This window comes from Azonexus sp., from assembly GCF_041909095.1.
Lineage (GTDB): Bacteria > Pseudomonadota > Gammaproteobacteria > Burkholderiales > Rhodocyclaceae > Azonexus.
Genome location: NZ_JAYREB010000013.1, coordinates 49,820 through 69,488 on the forward strand (window position 1 = coordinate 49,820; position 19,669 = coordinate 69,488).

16 protein-coding genes are annotated in these 19,669 nt (G+C 64.9%); 8 read left to right on the forward strand and 8 right to left on the reverse strand.

The annotated features are described in order from the left end of the window. Positions 1-12 precede the first annotated feature (12 nt). Positions 13-1,761 (reverse strand): TRAP transporter large permease subunit, encoded by a 1,749-nt coding sequence (locus ACE3OV_RS17465; RefSeq protein ID WP_374328774.1) that lies wholly within the window; start codon positions 1,759-1,761, stop codon positions 13-15. Then, positions 1,761-2,363, reverse strand: a complete 603-nt coding sequence (locus tag ACE3OV_RS17470; protein WP_374328775.1) for a TRAP transporter small permease subunit — start codon at positions 2,361-2,363, stop codon at positions 1,761-1,763. The genes ACE3OV_RS17465 and ACE3OV_RS17470 overlap by 1 nt, the downstream gene beginning before the upstream one ends. Positions 2,364-2,570: 207 nt before the next feature. On the opposite strand from ACE3OV_RS17470, the gene tkt (ACE3OV_RS17475) reads away from it, so the two are divergent. The 8 genes from tkt (ACE3OV_RS17475) to ACE3OV_RS17510 all read left to right on the forward strand — a co-directional run bounded on the left by tkt (ACE3OV_RS17475) (position 2,571) and on the right by ACE3OV_RS17510 (position 12,687). Then, positions 2,571-4,574: a transketolase gene (gene tkt, locus ACE3OV_RS17475; RefSeq protein ID WP_374328776.1), complete on the forward strand. Its 2,004-nt coding sequence runs from the start codon at positions 2,571-2,573 to the stop codon at positions 4,572-4,574. Between the two features lie 35 nt (positions 4,575-4,609). Further along, the gene (gene gap, locus ACE3OV_RS17480) at positions 4,610-5,638 is read left to right on the forward strand and encodes a type I glyceraldehyde-3-phosphate dehydrogenase (RefSeq protein ID WP_374328777.1); all 1,029 of its coding nucleotides are present in this window, start codon (positions 4,610-4,612) and stop codon (positions 5,636-5,638) included. Positions 5,639-5,803: 165 nt separating this feature from the next. After that, positions 5,804-6,868: a type I glyceraldehyde-3-phosphate dehydrogenase gene (locus ACE3OV_RS17485; RefSeq protein ID WP_374328778.1), complete on the forward strand. Its 1,065-nt coding sequence runs from the start codon at positions 5,804-5,806 to the stop codon at positions 6,866-6,868. A 16-nt stretch (positions 6,869-6,884) separates the two neighbouring features. Next, positions 6,885-8,069: a phosphoglycerate kinase gene (locus ACE3OV_RS17490; protein WP_374328779.1), complete on the forward strand. Its 1,185-nt coding sequence runs from the start codon at positions 6,885-6,887 to the stop codon at positions 8,067-8,069. A 5-nt stretch (positions 8,070-8,074) separates the two neighbouring features. After that, entirely contained in the window at positions 8,075-9,166 is a 1,092-nt protein-coding gene (locus ACE3OV_RS17495; protein WP_374328780.1) for a diguanylate cyclase, read from the forward strand. Positions 9,167-9,202: 36 nt separating this feature from the next. After that, positions 9,203-10,642 (forward strand): pyruvate kinase, encoded by a 1,440-nt coding sequence (gene pyk, locus ACE3OV_RS17500; protein WP_374328781.1) that lies wholly within the window; start codon positions 9,203-9,205, stop codon positions 10,640-10,642. 45 nt (positions 10,643-10,687) lie between these two features. Continuing rightward, complete coding sequence (fba, locus tag ACE3OV_RS17505) at positions 10,688-11,752, forward strand: class II fructose-bisphosphate aldolase (protein ID WP_374328782.1); 1,065 nt, start codon at positions 10,688-10,690, stop codon at positions 11,750-11,752. 320 nt (positions 11,753-12,072) lie between these two features. After that, entirely contained in the window at positions 12,073-12,687 is a 615-nt protein-coding gene (locus ACE3OV_RS17510) for a DUF1294 domain-containing protein (protein WP_374328783.1), read from the forward strand. 166 nt (positions 12,688-12,853) lie between these two features. Here ACE3OV_RS17510 and ACE3OV_RS17515 read toward each other — a convergent pair whose 3' ends face one another. The 6 genes from ACE3OV_RS17515 to tkt (ACE3OV_RS17540) form a co-directional block, all read right to left on the reverse strand. Next, a complete protein-coding gene (locus tag ACE3OV_RS17515; RefSeq protein ID WP_374328784.1) occupies positions 12,854-13,516 on the reverse strand; it encodes a phosphoglycolate phosphatase in 663 nt (220 codons plus the stop codon). After that, complete coding sequence (gene rpe / locus ACE3OV_RS17520) at positions 13,513-14,217, reverse strand: ribulose-phosphate 3-epimerase (RefSeq protein ID WP_374328785.1); 705 nt, start codon at positions 14,215-14,217, stop codon at positions 13,513-13,515. Before rpe ends, ACE3OV_RS17515 begins: the two co-directional genes overlap by 4 nt. An 84-nt stretch (positions 14,218-14,301) precedes the next feature. Continuing rightward, positions 14,302-15,339, reverse strand: coding sequence for a class II fructose-bisphosphate aldolase (fba, locus tag ACE3OV_RS17525; protein WP_374328786.1), 1,038 nt, complete (start codon positions 15,337-15,339; stop codon positions 14,302-14,304). Next, positions 15,330-16,547, reverse strand: a complete 1,218-nt coding sequence (locus ACE3OV_RS17530) for a phosphoglycerate kinase (RefSeq protein WP_374328787.1) — start codon at positions 16,545-16,547, stop codon at positions 15,330-15,332. The genes fba (ACE3OV_RS17525) and ACE3OV_RS17530 overlap by 10 nt, the downstream gene beginning before the upstream one ends. A gap of 11 nt (positions 16,548-16,558) precedes the next feature. Further along, the gene (gene gap / locus ACE3OV_RS17535) at positions 16,559-17,563 is read right to left on the reverse strand and encodes a type I glyceraldehyde-3-phosphate dehydrogenase (RefSeq protein ID WP_374328788.1); all 1,005 of its coding nucleotides are present in this window, start codon (positions 17,561-17,563) and stop codon (positions 16,559-16,561) included. 49 nt (positions 17,564-17,612) lie between these two features. Then, positions 17,613-19,646, reverse strand: coding sequence for a transketolase (gene tkt / locus ACE3OV_RS17540; protein ID WP_374328789.1), 2,034 nt, complete (start codon positions 19,644-19,646; stop codon positions 17,613-17,615). Positions 19,647-19,669: the final 23 nt, after the last annotated feature.

Here is a 19,669-nt window from a genome sequence, read left to right on the forward strand (position 1 = left end):
CAGACCAGCTCGTCAGCGCTTGCCTTCCCGACGCATCTCCTCCATCAGCGCCGCCGCCGGGTCGGCCGCAGGATCGCTCGGTGGCGCAACCGGGTCCGGCAGCGCGGGCTGATCGCCCCAGGAACTGCTGCCGGCATCGAGTTCGATGGTATTGAGATCGACCTTGACCTTTTCCTCCAGGCTGCCGGTCACCAGGCCGGGGTACATGATCAGCACCGCCACCATGATCAACTGCAGGATGATGAAGGCGACCGCCCCCTTGTAAATCTGTGGCGTCGTCAGCGGTTCGATCTGCTTGCCGGTCACCACATCCTTGTAGGCCGTGCGAGCGGCGACGCTACGCAGGTAGAACAGGGCGAAACCGAAAGGCGGGGTGAGGAAGGAGGTCTGCAGGTTCATCGCGATCAAGACGCCGAACCAGATCAGGTTGATGTCCATCTTCTCCGCCACTGGCGCCAGCAGCGGGACGACGATGAAGGCAATCTCGAAGAAGTCGATGAACATGCCGAGAACGAAGACCAGCAGGTTCACGAACACCAGGAAACCGATCTGCCCCCCCGGCAGCTTGTCGAACAGATGCTCGACCCAGATGTGACCGTCGGCGGCGTTGAAGGTGAAGGAGAACACCGTCGAGCCGATCAGGATGAACAACACGAAGCAGGACAAGCGGGCGCTGTTGTCGAGCGCCTCCTTGAGCAAGACCAGCGACAGCTGACGCCGGGCCAGCGCCATGATCAGCGCCCCCACCGCGCCCATCGCCCCGCCTTCGGTCGGCGTGGCAATGCCGAGAAAGATCGTGCCAAGCACCAGGAAGATCAGCACCAGCGGCGGGATCAGGGCGAAGGTGACGCGCTCGGCGAGAACCGAGAGCAGGCCGAGTTTCAATTGCTTGTTGATGATCGCCAGCAGCAGGGCAGTGATGCCGATCACCGACAGGGTGAAGATGGCGCGCTCGTCGAACGGCGCTGCCCCGTTCCTGCCGAACAGGCTGGCGGCGACCGCGTCGTAATTGAAGAAGAGCACCAGACCGATCGACCACGAGCCGGCCGACAGCAGCCACAGTGACAGTTGTCCGCTGCTGCCGTTCGGCTGACGGTAGATGCGAGCTTCAGGGGGCAGCGCCGGTACCCAGTCCGGCTTGAAAATCGCCAGGCCGACGAGGAAGATCACGTACAACCCGACCAGCATGAAGGCCGGAATCATCGCCCCGGCGTACATGTCGCCGACCGAGCGACCAAGCTGGTCGGCCATCACGATCAGCACCAGCGAAGGCGGAATCGCCTGCGCCAGGGTACCTGAGGCGGTGATCGTGCCGGCGGCGATGGCGCGGTTGTAGCCGTAGCGCAGCATGATCGGCAGCGAGATCAGCCCCATTGCAATCACCGACGCGGCGACCACCCCGGTGGTCGCCGCCAGCAGGGCGCCGACGATGATCACCGCCAGCGCCAGCCCGCCGCGTAGCGGACCGAAGACCTGACCGATCGACTCCAGCAGATCCTCGGCCATGCCACTCTTCTGCAGGATGATGCCCATCAGCGTGAAGAAGGGAATGGCCAGCAGGGTATCGTTCTGCATGATGCCGAACAGGCGTAACGGCAGGGCCTGGAACAGGGTGGCCGGGAACAGCCCGGCCTCCATGCCGATGGTACCGAACAGCAGGCCGGTGGCAGCCAGCGCGAAGGCCACCGGAAAACCGGAGATGAGGAAAAAGATCAAGCCCACGAACATCAGGGGGACGAAGTATTCCGCGATGAAAGCCATTAGCGTTGCTCCTCACGGGCACGACCGGCGTGCTCTTCGATTTCGTAGGAAAGCACCTCTTCCTCCGGTGAATGGGGATTGTGGCCGATCGGATCGGGAATCAGCCCGGCGAGAAAGGCGAAGCGCTTGATCAGTTCGGAAACCGATTGCAGCATCAGCAGGGCAAACCCGACCGGCATCATCAGGTACACCGGCCAGCGGATCAGGCCACCGGCATTCTGCGACATTTCCCCGCTCACCCAGGCGCCGGTGAACAGCGGCCAGGAAAGGTCGATGAAAACCACACAAAAGGGCCAGAGGATGAGCAGGATGCCGATGATGTCGATGACATTGCGCACCCTGGGCGAAAAACGGTTGGACAGGAAATCGATACGGACGTGGGCATTCTTCATGAACACATAACCCGCCCCGAGCAGGAACACTGCCGAGAACAGGTACCACTGGATTTCCAGGAAGGCATTGGAACCGATGTTCAGCGTCTTGCGCACGACCGCGTTACCGGCAGAAATCAATACGGCGAACAGGACCAGCCAGTAGATCAGTTTTCCCAGACGCTCGCTGAACGCGTCGATCAAACGCGACAGTCCGAGTAATAGCTGCATTGTCATCCTCCTCCGCCGCACGAAGGGCGGCATCACTGCGCTGCAGTCTACCCGTCGGCCGACTGGGCAAAAATTAGGGATAGCCCTGAGAGGCGGGTTGATGATCGGCGAATAGCCCCCACAAGCACCGGTAAACCGCTGGCCAGCTATCCAAAAGCCGGCTTTTCGCCGATAATTACGGCTTTTCAGCAGGCTGGATTCCGGATCATGAGCGTGAGCATTCCTCCCAAGTTCAACCCCCTGACCGGCGCCATCCGCGCCCTCGCCATGGACGCCGTCCAGCAGGCCAACTCCGGTCACCCGGGCGCGCCGATGGGCATGGCCGAAATCGCCGAAGTCCTGTGGCGGCGCCACCTGCGCCACAATCCGGCCAATCCGGCGTGGCCCGACCGCGACCGCTTCATCCTGTCGAACGGCCACGGCTCGATGCTGGTTTACGCGCTGCTGCACCTGACCGGCTACGACCTCAGCATTGACGACCTGAAGAACTTCCGCCAGCTCCACGCCAGGACCCCGGGCCACCCGGAATACGGCTACACGCCGGGCGTCGAAACCACCACCGGGCCGCTCGGCCAGGGCATCACCAACGCCGTCGGCTTCGCGCTGGCCGAAAAGGTGCTGGCCGCCGAGTTCAACCGCCCCGGCCACGAAATCGTCAATCACTACACCTACACCTTCCTCGGCGACGGCTGCCTGATGGAAGGCGTCTCGCACGAAGCCTGCTCGCTCGCTGGCACGCTCGGCCTGGGCAAGCTGATCGCTTTCTGGGACGACAACGGCATTTCGATCGACGGCCACGTCGAAGGCTGGTTCACCGACGACACGCCGAAGCGTTTCGAAGCCTACGGCTGGCACGTCGTCGCCAATGTCGACGGCCACGACCCGGAAGCCATCGAACGCGCCTTGCTCGCCGCCAAGGCGGTGCATGACAAACCCAGCCTGATCTGCTGCCGCACCGTGATCGGCGCCGGCTCGCCGAACAAGCAGGGCAGCCACGACTGCCACGGCGCGCCGCTCGGCAAGGACGAGATCGCCGCTGCCCGCGCCTACATCGGCTGGAACTTCCCGCCCTTCGAAATCCCGGGCGACGTCTACGCCGCCTGGAACGGCAAGGTGCGCGGCGCAGCCTTCGAGGAAAACTGGCAGCGTCGTTTCGCCAAGTACCAGGCCGAATTCCCGGAACTCGCCGCCGAGTTCGAACGCCGCGTCATGCAGCGCCAACTGCCGGCCAGCTGGGAAGACACCAAGGCCAGCTACCTCGCCGCCTGCCGCGAGAAAGCCGAGAACATCGCCACCCGCAAGGCCTCGCAGAACGCGATCGCCGCGCTGGTCCCGGCGGTGCCGGAAATCTTCGGCGGCTCGGCCGACCTGGCCGGTTCCAACCTGACCTTCGTCAAGGGCAGCAAGGGCGTCACCAAGACTGCCGGCGGCAACTACTGCTACTACGGCGTCCGTGAATTCGGCATGACTGCGATCGCCAACGGCCTGGCGTTGCACGGCGGCCTGATTCCCTACACCGCCACCTTCCTGGTCTTCTCGGATTACGCGCGCAACGGCATCCGCATGGCGGCGCTGATGAAGCAGCGCCAGATCATGGTCTACACCCATGACTCCATCGGTCTCGGCGAGGACGGCCCGACCCACCAGCCGGTCGAGCACATCCCGTCGATGCGCATCATCCCGAATCTGGATGTCTGGCGCCCGGCCGACGCGACCGAAACTGCCATCGCCTGGATCTCGGGCGTCGAACGCGCGGACGGCCCGACCCTTCTCGCCCTGTCACGGCAGAACCTGCCGACGGTGACGCAGAATGCCGCTGACGCCGACATCGCCCGTGGCGGCTACGTGCTGGCCGAAAACGCCGACGCGCAGATCACCCTGATCGCCACCGGTTCCGAAGTCAAGCTGGCGCTCGACGCCCAGGCCGCGCTGGCCGGCGAAGGCATCGCCGCGCGCGTCGTGTCGATGCCCTGCAGCAATGTCTTCGACCGCCAGAGCGACGACTACAAGACTTCGGTACTCGGTGCCTGCAGGAAGCGCATCGCCATTGAAGCGGCGCATCCCGATTTCTGGCGCAAGTACGTCGGCCTGCACGGTGCGGTGATCGGCATCGACCGCTTCGGCGAATCGGCACCGGCCGGCCAGTTGTTCGAAATGTTCGGCTTCACCGTCGGCAACGTCGTCGCCACGGCGAAAAGCCTGTTGTCCTGATTTCAAAAACGTCAATGCAGAGAGGAAATAGATCCATGGCTATCAAGGTTGCAATCAACGGTTTCGGTCGTATCGGTCGCTGCACGCTGCGCGCCATTTACGAACAAGGATTGCAGAACGAATTCGACGTTGTCGCGATCAACGCCTCCGGCGACCTGGCGACCAACGCCCACTTGCTGAAGTACGACACGACGCACGGCCGGTTCACGACCAGCGTCGAGACCGAAGGTGAGAACTGCATCATCATCGACGGCAAGAAGATCGCCTTCTACTCGACCAAGAACCCCAAGGACATCAACTGGGCCGACCACGGTGTCGACGTCCTGCTCGAATGCACCGGCGCTTACACCTCCAAGGCCAAGGCCCAGGCGCTGCTCGAACAAGGCGCCAAGCGCGTGCTGATCTCCGCCCCGGGCGGCGACGACGTCGACGGCACCATCGTCATGGGCGTCAACGAAAGCATCCTGACCCAGGCGATGACGGTTGTTTCCAACGCCTCGTGCACCACCAACTGCCTGGCCCCGGTAGCCAAGGTGCTGTCCGACGCGATCGGCATCAAGTCCGGCCTGATGACCACGGTGCATGCCTACACCAACGACCAGGTCACGGTGGACGTCCGCCACAAGGACCTGCGCCGCGCCCGTGCCGCTGCCGCCAACATCATCCCGACCAAGACCGGCGCCGCCAAGGCCGTCGGCCTGGTGCTGCCGCAGCTGGTCGGCAAGTTCGACGGCTTCGCGCTGCGCGTGCCGACGATCAACGTTTCCCTCGTTGATTTGACCTTCACCGCCGAGCGCGCCACCACCAAGGACGAAATCAACGCTCTGATGACCGCCGCCGCCAACGGCCCGCTGAAGGGCATCATGGCGGTCAACACCGAGCCGCTGGTGTCGTCCGACTTCAACCACACCACCGTCTCGTCGACCTTCGACGCGACGCAGACCCGCGTCCTCAAGGCCGAAGACGGCTCGACCCTGGTCAAGGTGCTGGCCTGGTACGACAACGAGTGGGGCTACTCCTGCCGCATGCTCGACGCCGCCCGCGCCTGGATGGCCGCCAAGTAAGCGAAGTCGCTTCCGAGAAAATCGCCGGCATGCCCGGCGATTTTCATTTGACGCAAGCCTCAGCGGAAGTACACACCGGATTCAGGCATCCTGACCGGTTTACCCCGCCCACTCAGTCGGCATCACGGTAAAATCACGACTTTGATCCCTGCATCCAAACCGGCCGTGTCAGCGCCCCCTTCCGCGATTTCCTCGCCACTGCGCCTAGCCATCAACGGCTACGGCCGGATCGGTCGCTGCTTCCTGCGCGCCCTGCACGAAACGCAGCATAGCCAGCGTTTCGAAGTGGTCGCCATCAACGAGCCGGCCAATCTCGACAGCATCGCCTACCTCACCCGTTACGACTCGACGCATGGCCGCTTTCCGGCCGAAATCGGGCTCGGCGAAGCCCGCCTCTTCGTCGACGGTCGGCCGATTGCCGTCAGCCATGCGCGCACGCCTGAGGAAGTCGACTGGAGCGAGCACGGCATCGACCTGCTGGTCGAATGCTCCGGCGTCTATGGCCGGCGCGACGAGCTGAACCGTTTCCTGGCCGCCGGCTGCCCGCGCCTGCTCCTCTCGCACCCCGGCCACAGCGCCGAGGACGTGGACGCAACGATCGTCGCCGGCATCAACCAAGGCATCCTGAACGGCAGCCAGCGCCTGGTTTCAGCCGCCTCGTGCACGACCAACGCCATCGTCCCGGTGCTCGACCTGCTCGACCGCGAAATCGGCGTCGACCAGGCGCTGCTGACCACGCTGCACTCGGTGATGAACGATCAGCCGCTGATCGACGGCTACCACCACGACGACCTGCGGCGCACCCGTTCGGCGATGCAGTCGATCATCCCGGTATCGACCGGCCTGGCGCGCGGCGTCGAACGCCTGTTGCCGCAACTGGCCGGGCGCGTGCACGCCAAGGCGATCCGGGTGCCGACGCTGAACGTCTCGGCGATCGACCTGACCATCCACACCCGCCAGGCGGTATCCGCGAAAACCATCAACCGGCTGCTCGCCGACGCCGCCGCTGGCCCGCTACGCGGTCGCCTGGCCTGTTCCGACCAGGCGCACGCCTCGATCGATTTCAACCACGATCCACACTCGGCCATCGTCGACGGCAGCCAGACACGCGCCGTCGGCAGCCACCTGCTGAACCTCTTCGTCTGGTTCGACAACGAGTGGGGATTCGCCAACCGCATGCTCGAAGTGGCCGACCACTGGTCGCGACACTGGACCGATTACCGACAATAACCCTTTGGAGAAGACCATGAACGTCATCAAGCTCACTGACCTCGATGTTTCCGGCAAGCGCGTTTTCATCCGCGCCGACCTCAACGTGCCGCAGGACGAAGCCGGCAACATCACCGAGGACACCCGCATCCGCGCCTCGCTGCCGTCGATCCGCTACTGCCTGGAAAAGGGCGCGGCGGTGATGGTCACCTCGCACCTCGGTCGCCCGAGCGAAGGCCAGCTCAACCCGGAAGACAGCCTGATGCCGGTCGCCGTGCGCCTTGGCCAGATGCTGCACCTGCCGGTGCGCCTGGTCGCCGACTGGGTTGATGGCGGTTTCGAGGTCAAGCCGGGCGAAGTCGTGCTGCTCGAAAACTGCCGCGTCAACAAGGGCGAGAAGAAGAACAACGACGAGCTGGCGCAGAAGATGGCCAAGCTGTGCGACATCTACGTCAATGACGCCTTCGGCACCGCCCACCGCGCCGAAGCCACCACCCACGGCATGGCCAAGTACGCACCGGTCGCCTGCGCCGGCGTGCTGATGGGTGCCGAGATCGACGCCCTGGGCAAGGCCCTGCACGCGCCGAAGCGCCCGCTGGTCGCCATCGTCGGCGGTTCCAAGGTGTCGTCCAAACTGACCATCCTGCGCTCGCTGGCCGACAAGGTTGACCAGTTGATCGTCGGCGGCGGCATCGCCAACACCTTCCTGCTCGCCTCCGGCAAGCGCATCGGCGAATCGCTGGCCGAGCCCGACCTGGTCAAGGAAGCCCACACCATCATCGACATCATGAAGGAACGCGGCGCCGAAGTGCCGCTGCCGACCGACGTCGTCGTCGCCGACGAAGTTTCGGCCCTGGCCCGCGCCAACAAGATCTGCATCGATGACGTCAGCGCCCACGACCGCATCCTCGACATCGGCCCGAAGTCCGCCGCCAAGCTTGCCGAGATCGTCGCCAACGCCGGCACCATCGTCTGGAACGGCCCGGTCGGCGTCTTCGAGTTGCCGCAGTTCGCCGGCGGCACCAAGATGCTGGCCTCCGCCATCGCCCACTCGGAAGCCTTCTCGATCGCCGGCGGCGGCGATACGCTGGCTGCCATCGCCAAGTTCAACATCGCTGACGACGTCGGCTACATCTCGACCGGCGGCGGCGCCTTCCTGGAATTCCTCGAAGGCAAGACCTTGCCGGCGATCGCCGTGCTGGAAGAACGCGCAGCGGGTTGAACACGATGAGCGACAAGCGCCGCATCCTGATCGCCGATCCTTCGCGGGTAGCCAGGACGGCGCTCGTCAGACTCCTGCGCGACGACTTCGACATCCGCGAGGAAGGCGACGGCGAATCGGCTTGGCAGACGCTGGTGCTCGACGCCTCGATTGTCGCCGTCGTCTCCAGCATCAGCCTGCCACGCCTGAGCGGTTACGAACTGCTGTCGCGCCTACGCCAGAACCGCCTGCGCCGGCTCGCCGACCTGCCCTTCTTCCTCCTCATCTCGCAGGACGAAACGGCGCCCAACCGGGAAGCAGCCAAGGAACGCGGCGTCAGCGACTTCATCGTGCGCGGCGCCAGCGCCGACGAGATCCGGCGCGGCATCGGCCGCCTGGTGAACTGGGACCTCGAGGCCACCGCGCAGGATGCCGACGGCGAAACAGCCTTCGGCACGCGCACCCACGCCTGCCGCCACCTGTGCAACCGGATGGCCGAAATTGCCGATCTGGAGAGCTGGTCGGGCAGCGTTCTCGCTTTCGGCCTGGAAAGCGAATCGGCGATCAGCGAGCGCTTCGGCGCGGCAGTCATGCGCGACATTGGCCAGCGCTTCGCGCGGGTGATTCGCAGCAAGCTCGGTCCACGCGACCTGATCGCCCACCTGGGCGGCTCGATTTACATCGTCGCCTCGCTCGACACCAGCCCGGCGACGGCAATTGCCTTCGCCCAACGCGTATGCAGTGCCCTCGGCGAGCGCCGCCTCCGGATCGGCAGCGATACGCTGCAAGTCGCCGTCAGCGCCGGCCTCGCCGCGCTGCCAACGGAGCATGGCAAATCGGCGGCGCAGTTGATCGACATCGCCGTGCACCGGCTCGAACTCGCCCGCCAGACGCCGGGCGGCCAGGTGGTCAGCAGCGACCCGCCGGCCGACGACCCCTTCGCCCGCATCGAGGCGCTGCTGCGCCAGCAAGACGACAAGGAACAACTGGGCAGCGCCGGCCAGCAATTGCTCCCGCTGCTACGCCTGCTCGAACAGCAGTTCCATTTCGGCCTGCCGCTCGGCCGGATGGAAGAAGAACTGCGGAAATACGCCAGTCATCCGCCGAGCCCAGAATGAATCGGCACCAACGCTAAAACAATCACAGGAAGAGACATGACCCGCCATACCAAAATCGTCGCCACCCTCGGCCCCGCTTCATCCACCCCGGAAGTTCTGGAACGCATGGTGCAGGCCGGCATTGACGTCGTCCGCATGAATTTCTCGCACGGCACCGCCGCCGACCACAAGGCGCGCGCCGAGGGCATCCGTACCGCCGCCGCCAAGTACGGCCGGGTCGTCGGCATCCTCGGTGACCTGCAGGGACCGAAAATCCGCGTCGGCAAGTTCGAGAACAACCGCATCACGCTCGTCCCAGACGCCCATTTCATCCTCGACGCCGCCTGCCCGCTCGGCAACCAGGAACGGGTCGGCCTCGACTACAAGGATCTGCCGAAGGACGTCGTCCCCGGCGACATCCTGCTGCTCGACGACGGCCGCCTGAAGCTGACCGTCGATGCGGTACGCGGCACGGAAATCCATACCCGTGTGCTGGTCGGCGGCGAACTCTCGAACAACAAGGGGATCAACCGCCAGGGTGGCGGCCTGACCGCACCGGCGCTGACCGCCAAGGACATGGACGACATCAAGACCGCCGCCGAGATCGGCGTCGATTTCGTCGCCGTCTCCTTCCCCAAGAGCGCCGCCGACATGTACATGGCGCGCCAGCTGCTGCGCGCCGCCGGTAGCGAGGCGGTGCTGATCGCCAAGATCGAACGGGTCGAGGCAGTCACCAACATGGCAGAAATCCTCGACGCCTCCGATGGCGTCATGGTCGCCCGCGGCGACCTCGCGGTCGAAGTCGGCGACGCTGCGGTGCCGGCGCTGCAGAAGAAGATGATCCGCATGGCACGCGACAAGAACAAGCTGACCATCACCGCGACGCAGATGATGGAGTCGATGATCCACTCGCCGGTGCCGACCCGCGCCGAGGTGTCGGACGTCGCCAACGCCGTCCTCGACGGTACCGACGCGGTGATGCTGTCGGCCGAAACCGCCGCCGGCAAGTATCCGGTCGAAACCGTCGAATCGATGGCGCGCATCTGCGTCGAAGCCGAGCGCTCGGCCGAAGTCACCCTCGACCGCGAATTCCTCGACCGGGTGTTCACCCGTATCGACCAGTCGATCGCCATGGCCGCGATCTGGACCGCCCATCACCTCGAAGTCAAGGCGATTGCCGCGCTCACCCAGTCCGGCTCGACCGCACTGTGGATGAGCCGCCTCAACTGTGGCGTGCCGATCTACGCGCTGACCCCGGACACCACCGCGATCGGCCGCATGGCCTTGTACCGCGAAGTACGCCCGCTGCTGATGCAGCAGCAGCACACCGAGCGCGAGCAGTTGCTGGCGGAAGCCGAAACCCTGCTCATCGAACGCGGGATCGTCGAACGCGGCGACCTGATCGTGCTCACCATCGGCGAACCAATCGGTAGCAGCGGCGGCACCAACACACTGAAGATCGTGCGCGTTGGTGAGCATCTGGCCACCCGTCCGTAATAAAATACGCGGTTAATTCAGCGACCCAACTTTCCAGGAGTTCTCATGCCGCTCGTATCCCTGCGCCAACTGCTCGACCATGCCGCCGAACACGACTATGGTCTGCCCGCCTTCAACGTCAATAACATGGAGCAGGTTTGGGCCATCATGGAAGCTGCCGCCCAGCTCGACGCGCCGGTGATCATGCAGGCCTCGGCCGGCGCCCGCAAATACGCCGGCGAGCCTTTCCTGCGCCACCAGATCCTCGCTGCACTCGAAGCCTACCCGCACATTCCCATCGTCATGCACCAGGACCACGGCCAGAGCCCGGCCGTGTGCATGGGCGCGATCCGCTCCGGCTTCTCGTCGGTGATGATGGACGGCTCGCTGGAAACCGACGGCAAGACCGTCGCCAGCTTCGAATACAACGTCGAAGTCACCCGCAAGGTGACCGAGCTGGCGCACAGCATCGGCGTCTCGGTCGAAGGCGAACTAGGCGTGCTCGGCTCGCTGGAAACCATGAAGGGCGACAAGGAAGACGGCCACGGCGCCGAAGGCACGATGACCCGCGAGCAACTGCTGACCGACGTCGAGCAAGCCGCCGACTTCGTCCGCCAGACCAACTGCGACGCGCTCGCCATCGCCATCGGCACCAGCCACGGCGCCTACAAATTCACCAAGAAGCCGACCGGCGACATCCTGGCCATCGACCGCATCGCCGAAATCCACGCCCGCATCCCGAACACCCACCTGGTGATGCACGGATCAAGCAGCGTACCGCAGGAACTGCTCGCCGAAATCCGCGAATTCGGTGGCGACATGAAGGAAACCTACGGCGTGCCGGTCGAGGAAATCGTCAAGGGCATCAAGCACGGCGTGCGCAAGGTCAACATCGACACCGACATCCGCCTGGCGATGACCGGCGCCATCCGCCGTTATTTCGTCGAAAACCCGAGCAAGTTCGACCCCCGCGACTACCTCAAGCCGGCCCGCGAAGCCGCCAAGAAGATCTGCCTCGCCCGCTTCGAAGCCTTCGGCTGCGCCGGCCAGGCGAGCAAGATCAAGCCGCTGGCGCTGGACAAGATGGCCGAACGTTACGCCAAGGGCGAGCTGAACCAGATCGTCAGGTAAGCCGGATTTTCACGACTGCCCCCAAACAGCCACCTGCGGGTGGCTGTTTCGTATGGTCGCTGGCCGCGTGAACCGACTTAACTGCATCACACTGCTTGGGTTTGGCGATGTCCGAGTTCGGCCGGTAGCGCTTTCTCAAGAAAGCGTCACAGAGCGGACGTTGGCTCTGCCCGTATGATTGCTGATTGATAAGGAGACCGGCATCGGATAATCTCCATGTTATTCAGAACCTTACAAGTGATCAAATCGTGCCCGCATTATTAGCAATGCCCCGGACGTTTCTGCTCGTGAATAACTGTTAGCCCTCTTATCCTATTGCCATGCGCTATCAAGGTCGTATAACCACATGGAAGGATGACAAAGGCTTCGGCTTCATCACGCCCAATGGGGGTGGCGAGCAAGTCTTCGTACACATCAGTTCCTTTTCCAATCGGCAGCGCCGGCCGGAGGGAAACGCGATCGTCACCTACGAACTCAAGGTTGATGCCAAGGGCCGTGCCCAAGCCAATACCGTTGCGTTTGTCGGTGAACGGCCCACTCCGTCTGCTCCGCCGGGCCGCAGTAAAATCCCTCCCATCTTTGCCGCTTGCTTTCTGGTCTTTGTCGTTATCGCGGTTGTAGCCGGCCGCCTACCTATCGCTGTCCTCGCGCTCTACCTTATTGCAAGTCTCGTGGCCTTCTTCGCTTACGCCTTCGACAAGTCAGCCGCCTTAAGGAATCAATGGCGAACTAAAGAAGACACGTTGCACTTGTTCGCCCTTCTCGGTGGTTGGCCCGGTGCCTTGGCTGCACAGCGGCTGCTTCGGCACAAGTCGGCGAAGGCTTCCTTTCAAGCAACCTTTTGGGTCACCGTCGTGCTCAACTGCGGAGCGCTGGGCTGGTTGTTTTCGCCTTCTGGTGCCAGAACGCTTCAGTCTGTGCTCGGTGCCGCGTGAGGGCTAGACATCGCGTCGACGGGACCGCCTGCAAGCTAAACGTTCCTGAACGACAACTTTTTCACCCCGCCAACTACAGCTTCGGGTCGAACCGAGACGTTCGTCCTCCGACAAGCCCCGACAGCAATCAATCAGGAAATACGCTCACTCGCTTTTTGCGTGAGCTTCAGGCGCTGCGCGCCAGGCGCAGCGCGACCACCAGGTCGGCGACCAGGGCGTCGCAATCCTCGGCACGCACCGGCTCGCCTTCGTTGTAGCCGTAGGGCACGCAATAGACGGCACAGCCGGCGTTGCGGGCGGTTTCGATGTCGTGCCTGGAGTCGCCGATGTGCAGGTTGGCCGCCGGCGCGCAGCCGAGCGCTGCGCAGGCGTGCAGCAGTGGCGCCGGATGCGGCTTGCGCTGCGGCGTCGTGTCGCCGGAGACGACGGCCTGGAAGTAATGGGCAATGCCGGTACGCTCGAGCAGCACTTCGGTAAACGCTGCCGGCTTGTTGGTCACCACGGCCAGCGGCAGGCCGGTGGCGTGCCAGGCGGCGAGGCCTTCGCGGACGCCGGGGAAGAACCGCGCCTGGTGTCCGTTGACCGCCGCGTAGTGGCGCTGGAAGGCGGCAATACCCTGCGCCTGCAGCGCCGGATCGGGCGCTGCTTCCCGGGTCAGGCAGCGTTCGACCAGCACCGCCATGCCGCGCCCGACGAAACGCCGGATTTCCGCCTCGCTGCGCGGCGGCTGGCCGAGTTCGGCGAGCATCAGGCGACAGGCTTCGGCGAGGTCGGCAACGGTGTCAAGCAGGGTGCCGTCGAGATCGAAGGTGATCGAGCGGAATTTCATGGGCGGTCCTTGAGCGCCGCGCGCAGCGCGGCAATAATCGTATCGTAGCGGTGCGGGTCGTCGTCGCGTCCGGCACCGAACACCGCCGAGCCGGCGACGAAGGCATCGACGCCGGCGCTGGCGATCTGCGCAATATTACCCGGATTGACCCCGCCGTCGATTTCGAGGCGGATGCGCCGGCCGCTGTCGCGCTCGTAGGCATCGAGTTTGGCCCTGGCCTGGCGCGCCTTGGCCAGCGTGCCGGGGATGAATTTCTGGCCGCCGAAACCGGGGTTGACGCTCATCAGCAGGACGACGTCGATCTTGTCCATGACGTAGTCGAGGTGGTCGAGCGGCGTCGCCGGGTTGAAGACCAGGCCGGCCTGACAGCCGCCGTCGCGGATCAGCGACAGGCTGCGGTCGATGTGTTCGGAGGCTTCCGGATGGAAGGTGATGAGGTTGGCGCCGGCCTTGACGAAATCCGGGATGATGCGGTCGACCGGCTTGACCATCAGGTGCACGTCGATCGGCGCCGTCGTGCACGGCCGGATCGCCTCGCAGACCAGCGGGCCGATGGTCAGGTTGGGGACGTAGTGGTTGTCCATCACGTCGAAGTGAATCCAGTCGGCGCCAGCGGCGATGACGTTGCTCACTTCCTCGCCCAGGCGGGCGAAGTTGGCGGAGAGGATGCTCGGGGCGATGATGAAATCACGGGCGGACATGGAAAGCCTCCTGAAAGAGAAAAAAAGACCCCGACGAGCGGGGTCAAAACGACGCAAGGGCCGTGCAGAGTTCGGTAAAGCGGTTCAGCGATAGGCGGCGGCCATCTTTTCCAGCGACAGCGGCTTGATCTTGCTCGCCTGGCCGGCGGCGCCGAAAGCTTCGAAGCGCAGTTGACAGATGTCGCGGGCGGCAACGACGGCAGCCTTGAGGAAGGCGCGGGGGTCGAATTCCTCGGGCTTTTCGGCCATCGCCTTGCGCATCGCGCCGGTCATCGCCAGCCGGATGTCAGTGTCGATATTGACCTTGCGCACGCCGTGGCGGATGCCTTCGACGATTTCCTCGACCGGCACGCCGTAGGTTTCCTTGATGTTGCCGCCGTACTGGCGGATCACTGCCAGCCATTCCTGCGGCACGCTGGAGGAGCCGTGCATGACCAAGTGGGTGTTGGGAATCCGCGCGTGGATCGCCTTGATGCGGTCAATGGCGAGGATTTCGCCGGTCGGCGGCCGGGTGAACTTGTAGGCGCCGTGGCTGGTGCCGATGGCAATGGCCAGCGCATCGACGCCGGTTTTGGCGACAAAGTCGGCCGCCTCTTCCGGGTCGGTCAGCATTTGCGCATGATCAAGCTTGCCAGCGGCGCCGATGCCGTCTTCCTCACCGGCCTCGCCGGTTTCCAGCGAGCCCAGGCAACCGAGTTCGCCTTCAACCGAAACACCGATCGCGTGCGCCATCTCGACCACCTTGCGTGTGGTGTCGACGTTGTAGGCATAGGTGGTCGGCGTCTTGCCGTCTTCACCGAGCGAGCCGTCCATCATCACACTGGAGAAGCCGCTGCGCATCGACTGCTGACAGACCGCCGGCGAGGTGCCGTGATCCTGGTGCAGGCAGACCGGAATCTCCGGGTACTGCTCGATCGCCGCTTCGACCAGCTTGCGCAGGAAGGGCTCGCCGGCATATTTGCGGGCGCCGGCCGAAGCCTGCAGGATGACCGGGCTGTCGCAGGCCGCCGCCGCCTGCATGATGGCGTGGATCTGCTCCATGTTGTTGACGTTGAAGGCCGGCAGGCCGTAATCGTGCTCGGCAGCGTGGTCGAGCAATTGACGAAGCGAGATCAGTGCCATGCGTTTTCCTTTTGCGAAGCGTGTTGAACGGCCGCCGCTTCGAGCGCGACGACTGCGGGCAGCGGCTTGCCTTCGAGAAACTCGAGGAAGGCGCCACCGCCGGTGGAGATGTAATCGATGCGCTCGCCGACGCCGAACTGGGCGATCGCCGCCAGCGTGTCGCCGCCGCCGGCTACCGAGAAGGCGGACGATTCGGCAATCGCCTGCGACAAGGCAGCGGTACCGCTGGCGAACTGCGGGAACTCGAAGACGCCGAGCGGACCGTTCCACACCACCGTCTGCGCGTCCTGCAGGACCTCGGCGAGCCGGCGGCTGGTCTGCGGACCGACGTCGAGGATCATTTCATCGGCCGCGACGGCATCGACCGCGCGCAGCGTAGCGGTTGCCGTCGCCGAGAATTCGCGGGCGACGACGACATCGCTCGGCAGCGGCACCGAAGCGCCGCGCGCCGTCATCATTGCCATGATTTCGCGCGCTTCGTCGACCAGGTCAGCTTCGGCCAGCGACTTGCCGATCGGGTGTCCGGCGGCGAGCAGGAAGGTATTGGCAATGCCACCGCCGACGATCAGGCGATCGACGCGGCTGGCGAGCGAACGCAGGATCGACAGCTTGGTCGACACCTTGGAACCGCCGACGATCGCCACCAGCGGCCGGCGCGGTGCTTCGAAGGCCTGGCCGAGGGCGTCCAGTTCGGCCGCCAGCAGGGGGCCAGCACAGGCCACCGGGGCGAAGCGGGCGACGCCGTGGGTGGTCGCCTCGGCACGGTGGGCGGCACCGAAGGCATCATTGACATAGACGTCGCAGAGCGCCGCGATGCGCTCGGCGAGCGCCGGATCGTCGGCCTTTTCGCCGACATTGCCGCGACAGTTCTCAAGCAGGACGATCTGCCCGGGCTTGACGGCCCAGCCGTCGGCCAGCCAGTTCCTGACCAGCGGCACCGGCCGCCCGAGAGCTTCGGCCAGGCGTTCGGCGACCGGCGCCAGCGAATCGGCCGGCTGCAGCGCGCCTTCCTTGGGCCGCCCGAAGTGCGAGGTGACCATCACCGCCGCGCCGGCATCGAGCGCCAGGCGCATCGCCGCCAGCGAGGCGACGATGCGCGTCTCGTCGGTGATCCGCCCGGCGTCGTCGGTCGGCACGTTGAGGTCGGCACGGATCAACACCCGCTTGCCGGCGAGGTCGATCTCGTTCATGCGCAGGAAAGTCGTCATCGGCTTTCCCCTCAGGCCGCCACGTGGCGCACCAGGCGCAGCATGTTGCAGGTGTAGCCGTATTCGTTGTCGTACCAGGAAACCACCTTGACGAAGCTGGGATCGAGGGCGATGCCGGCGCCGGCATCGAAGATCGACGGCTGCGGGCAACCGCGGAAGTCGGTCGACACCACGGCATCTTCGGTATAGGCCAGCACGCCCTTGAGTGCGCCGGTCGAGGCTTCGCGCATGGCGGCGCAGATGTCGGCGTAGGAAGCGGCCTTTTCCAGTTCGACAGTCAGGTCGACCACCGAGACGTCTGAGGTCGGTACGCGGAAGGCCATGCCGGTCAGCCGCCCGTTGAGCACCGGGATCACCTTGCCGACGGCCTTGGCGGCGCCGGTCGAGGACGGGATGATGTTCTCGAGGATGCCGCGACCGCCGCGCCAGTCCTTGCCGGACGGACCATCGACCGTTTTCTGGGTGGCGGTTGCCGCGTGCACCGTGCTCATCAGGCCGCGCTTGATGCCGAAGCGGTCGTTGAGCACCTTGGCCACCGGCGCCAGGCAGTTGGTCGTGCACGAGGCGGCGGAAAGGATCGCCTGGCCGGCGTAGGTTTCATGATTGACGCCATAGACGAACATCGGCGTGTCGTCTTTCGACGGCGCCGACTGCACCACCTTGCGTGCGCCGGCGGCGATGTGCGCCTGACAGCTTTCCAGGGTGAGGAAGAAGCCGGTGGCTTCGATCACCAGATCGACGCCCAGCTCGCCCCACTTGAGGTCGGCCGGATTGCGTTCAGCGGTGAGCCGGATGCGCCGGCCGTTGACCAGCAGATCCTTGCCGTCGACCACAACTTCGCCACTGAAACGGCCATGGACCGAATCGTGCGTCAGCAGATAGGCAAGATAGTCGGCGTCGAGCAGGTCGTTGATACCGACCACTTCGAGGTCGGCGAATTCGGCTTCCTGGGCGATGGCACGGAAAGCCATGCGGCCGATGCGGCCGAAGCCATTGATTGCTACCCGGATAGGCATGGGATTGTCTCCTGAGTTTTATCTATGAAATCGTTGTTCGCCGAGCCGCTCAAAAATCGCCGTCGCTGCCGCTTTCGCGGGCAATCGTCTCGACCACGACACTGGCAAGATGGGCGGCGGTCAGGCCGAAATGTTCGTAAAGGACGGGGGCCGGCGCGGAAGCACCGAAGGTTTCGATGCCGACCACTTCGCCGACCAGGCCGACGTACTTGCGCCAGGGATCGGGATGCGCCGCCTCGATCGCGATGCGCACCACCTCGGGCGGCAGCACCGCTTTCTTCCAGGCCGGTTTCTGGCGGTCGAAACGTTCGCAGCAGGGCATCGAGACGACACGGACGGCAACCCCCTGGGCAGCGAGTTCGCGCTGCGCGGTCAGGGCAATGCCGATCTCCGAGCCGGTGGCGATGATCACAGCCTGCAACGCACCTTCGCCTTCGCGCAGGACGTAGCCGCCGCGGGCGATCTCTTCCGCCCGTCCCGGCCGGTTGCCGCATTGCTCGAGGTTCTGCCGCGACAGGAAGAGGGCGCTCGGGCCGTCCCGGCGCTCCAGCGACTCGGTCCAGGCGACGGCGGTTTCCAGTTCGTCGCAGGGGCGCCAGACGTCAAGGCCGGGGATCAGGCGCAGGCTACCGACGTGCTCGATCGGCTGGTGCGTCGGGCCGTCCTCGCCGAGGCCGATCGAATCGTGGGTCAGCACATGGACGACGCGTTGCTGCATCAGCGCGCTCATGCGGATGGCGTTGCGCGAATAATCGGAGAAGACGGCGAAGGTGCCGCCGTAGGGGATCAGCCCGCCGTGCAGCGCGACACCGTTCATGATCGCGCTCATGCCGAATTCACGGACGCCGTAGGAAATGTAATTCGGCGTCTTTTCGCCGGCGGCGTGCCAGGCGACACTGCCCTTGCCGGCAGTCAGGTTGGAGCCGGTCAGGTCAGCCGAGCCACCGAGCAGTTCGGGAACGCGGTCAATCAGGAAATCGAGGCAGTTCTGCGACGACTTGCGGCTGGCGATGCCGCCGGTTTTGGCGGCAGCCTGGGCGAGCAGTTCGGCGCGGAACTCCGGCCAGGCTTCCGGCAGACCGCCGGCCTGGGTGCGCTCGAATTCGGCGGCGAGTTCCGGGTAGGCCGCGCGGTAGGCGGCAAAGCGCTGCTGCCATGCAGCTTCCGCCGCCGCGCCGCTGGCACGGGCCTCCCAGGCGCTGCGCAGGTTTTCGGGAATTTCGAACGGTGCATGCGGCCAGCCGAGGGTGGCACGGGTGGCGGCAATTTCCGCAGCGCCGAGCGGCGCGCCATGCACGTCGTGCGTGCCGGCCTTGTTCGGCGAGCCCCAGCCAATCTGCGTGCGGCAGATGATCAGCGTCGGCCGGCCACGCGACTGGCGGGCCTCGGCCGTCGCCGCGGCGACGACGATCGGATCATGACCGTCGATTGGACCGATGACGTCCCAGCCGTAGGCGCGGAAACGGGCGGCGGTGTCATCGCGGAACCAGCCTTCGACATGGCCGTCGATCGAGATGCCGTTGTCGTCCCAGAAGGCGACCAGCTTGTCCAGGCCCCAGACGCCGGCCAGCGCACAGGCTTCGTGGCTGATCCCCTCCATCAGGCAGCCGTCGCCGAGGAAGACCCAGGTGCGGTGATCGACGATCTCGTGACCGGGGCGGTTGTAGCGCTGCGCCTGCAACTTTTCGGCAAGCGCCATGCCGACCGCGTTGCTGATGCCCTGGCCGAGCGGCCCGGTGGTCGTCTCGACGCCCGGCGTGTGATGGACTTCCGGGTGACCAGCGGTCTTGCTGCCGAACTGGCGGAAGCGCTTGATTTCATCGAGCGGCAGGTCGTAGCCGGTCAGGTGCAGCAGTGCGTAAAGCAGCATCGAGCCGTGACCGTTCGACAGCACGAAGCGGTCACGGTCGGCCCACTGGGGGTTGGCCGGATTGTGCTTGAGGTAGTCGCGCCAGAGCACTTCGGCAATGTCTGCCATGCCCATCGGCGCGCCGGGGTGGCCGGACTTGGCCTGCTCGACGGCGTCAATGGCCAGGAAACGCAGGGCGTTGGCGAGTTCGCGGCGGAAGGTGGTGGTCGTCATGTTTCTCTCCATGGCTGAAAATT

Excerpts from the sequence above, each read along its gene's own strand:
- ACE3OV_RS17465 (WP_374328774.1), bottom strand. The coding sequence starts at position 1,761 with ATGGCTTTCATCGCGGAATACTTCGTCCCCCTGATGTTCGTGGGCTTG.
- ACE3OV_RS17470 (WP_374328775.1), bottom strand. The coding sequence starts at position 2,363 with ATGCAGCTATTACTCGGACTGTCGCGTTTGATCGACGCGTTCAGCGAG.
- tkt (WP_374328776.1), top strand. The coding sequence starts at position 2,571 with ATGAGCGTGAGCATTCCTCCCAAGTTCAACCCCCTGACCGGCGCCATC.
- gap (WP_374328777.1), top strand. The coding sequence starts at position 4,610 with ATGGCTATCAAGGTTGCAATCAACGGTTTCGGTCGTATCGGTCGCTGC.
- ACE3OV_RS17490 (WP_374328779.1), top strand. The coding sequence starts at position 6,885 with ATGAACGTCATCAAGCTCACTGACCTCGATGTTTCCGGCAAGCGCGTT.
- ACE3OV_RS17495 (WP_374328780.1), top strand. The coding sequence starts at position 8,075 with ATGAGCGACAAGCGCCGCATCCTGATCGCCGATCCTTCGCGGGTAGCC.
- pyk (WP_374328781.1), top strand. The coding sequence starts at position 9,203 with ATGACCCGCCATACCAAAATCGTCGCCACCCTCGGCCCCGCTTCATCC.
- fba (WP_374328782.1), top strand. The coding sequence starts at position 10,688 with ATGCCGCTCGTATCCCTGCGCCAACTGCTCGACCATGCCGCCGAACAC.
- ACE3OV_RS17510 (WP_374328783.1), top strand. The coding sequence starts at position 12,073 with ATGCGCTATCAAGGTCGTATAACCACATGGAAGGATGACAAAGGCTTC.
- ACE3OV_RS17515 (WP_374328784.1), bottom strand. The coding sequence starts at position 13,516 with ATGAAATTCCGCTCGATCACCTTCGATCTCGACGGCACCCTGCTTGAC.
- rpe (WP_374328785.1), bottom strand. The coding sequence starts at position 14,217 with ATGTCCGCCCGTGATTTCATCATCGCCCCGAGCATCCTCTCCGCCAAC.
- fba (WP_374328786.1), bottom strand. The coding sequence starts at position 15,339 with ATGGCACTGATCTCGCTTCGTCAATTGCTCGACCACGCTGCCGAGCAC.
- ACE3OV_RS17530 (WP_374328787.1), bottom strand. The coding sequence starts at position 16,547 with ATGACGACTTTCCTGCGCATGAACGAGATCGACCTCGCCGGCAAGCGG.
- gap (WP_374328788.1), bottom strand. The coding sequence starts at position 17,563 with ATGCCTATCCGGGTAGCAATCAATGGCTTCGGCCGCATCGGCCGCATG.
- tkt (WP_374328789.1), bottom strand. The coding sequence starts at position 19,646 with ATGACGACCACCACCTTCCGCCGCGAACTCGCCAACGCCCTGCGTTTC.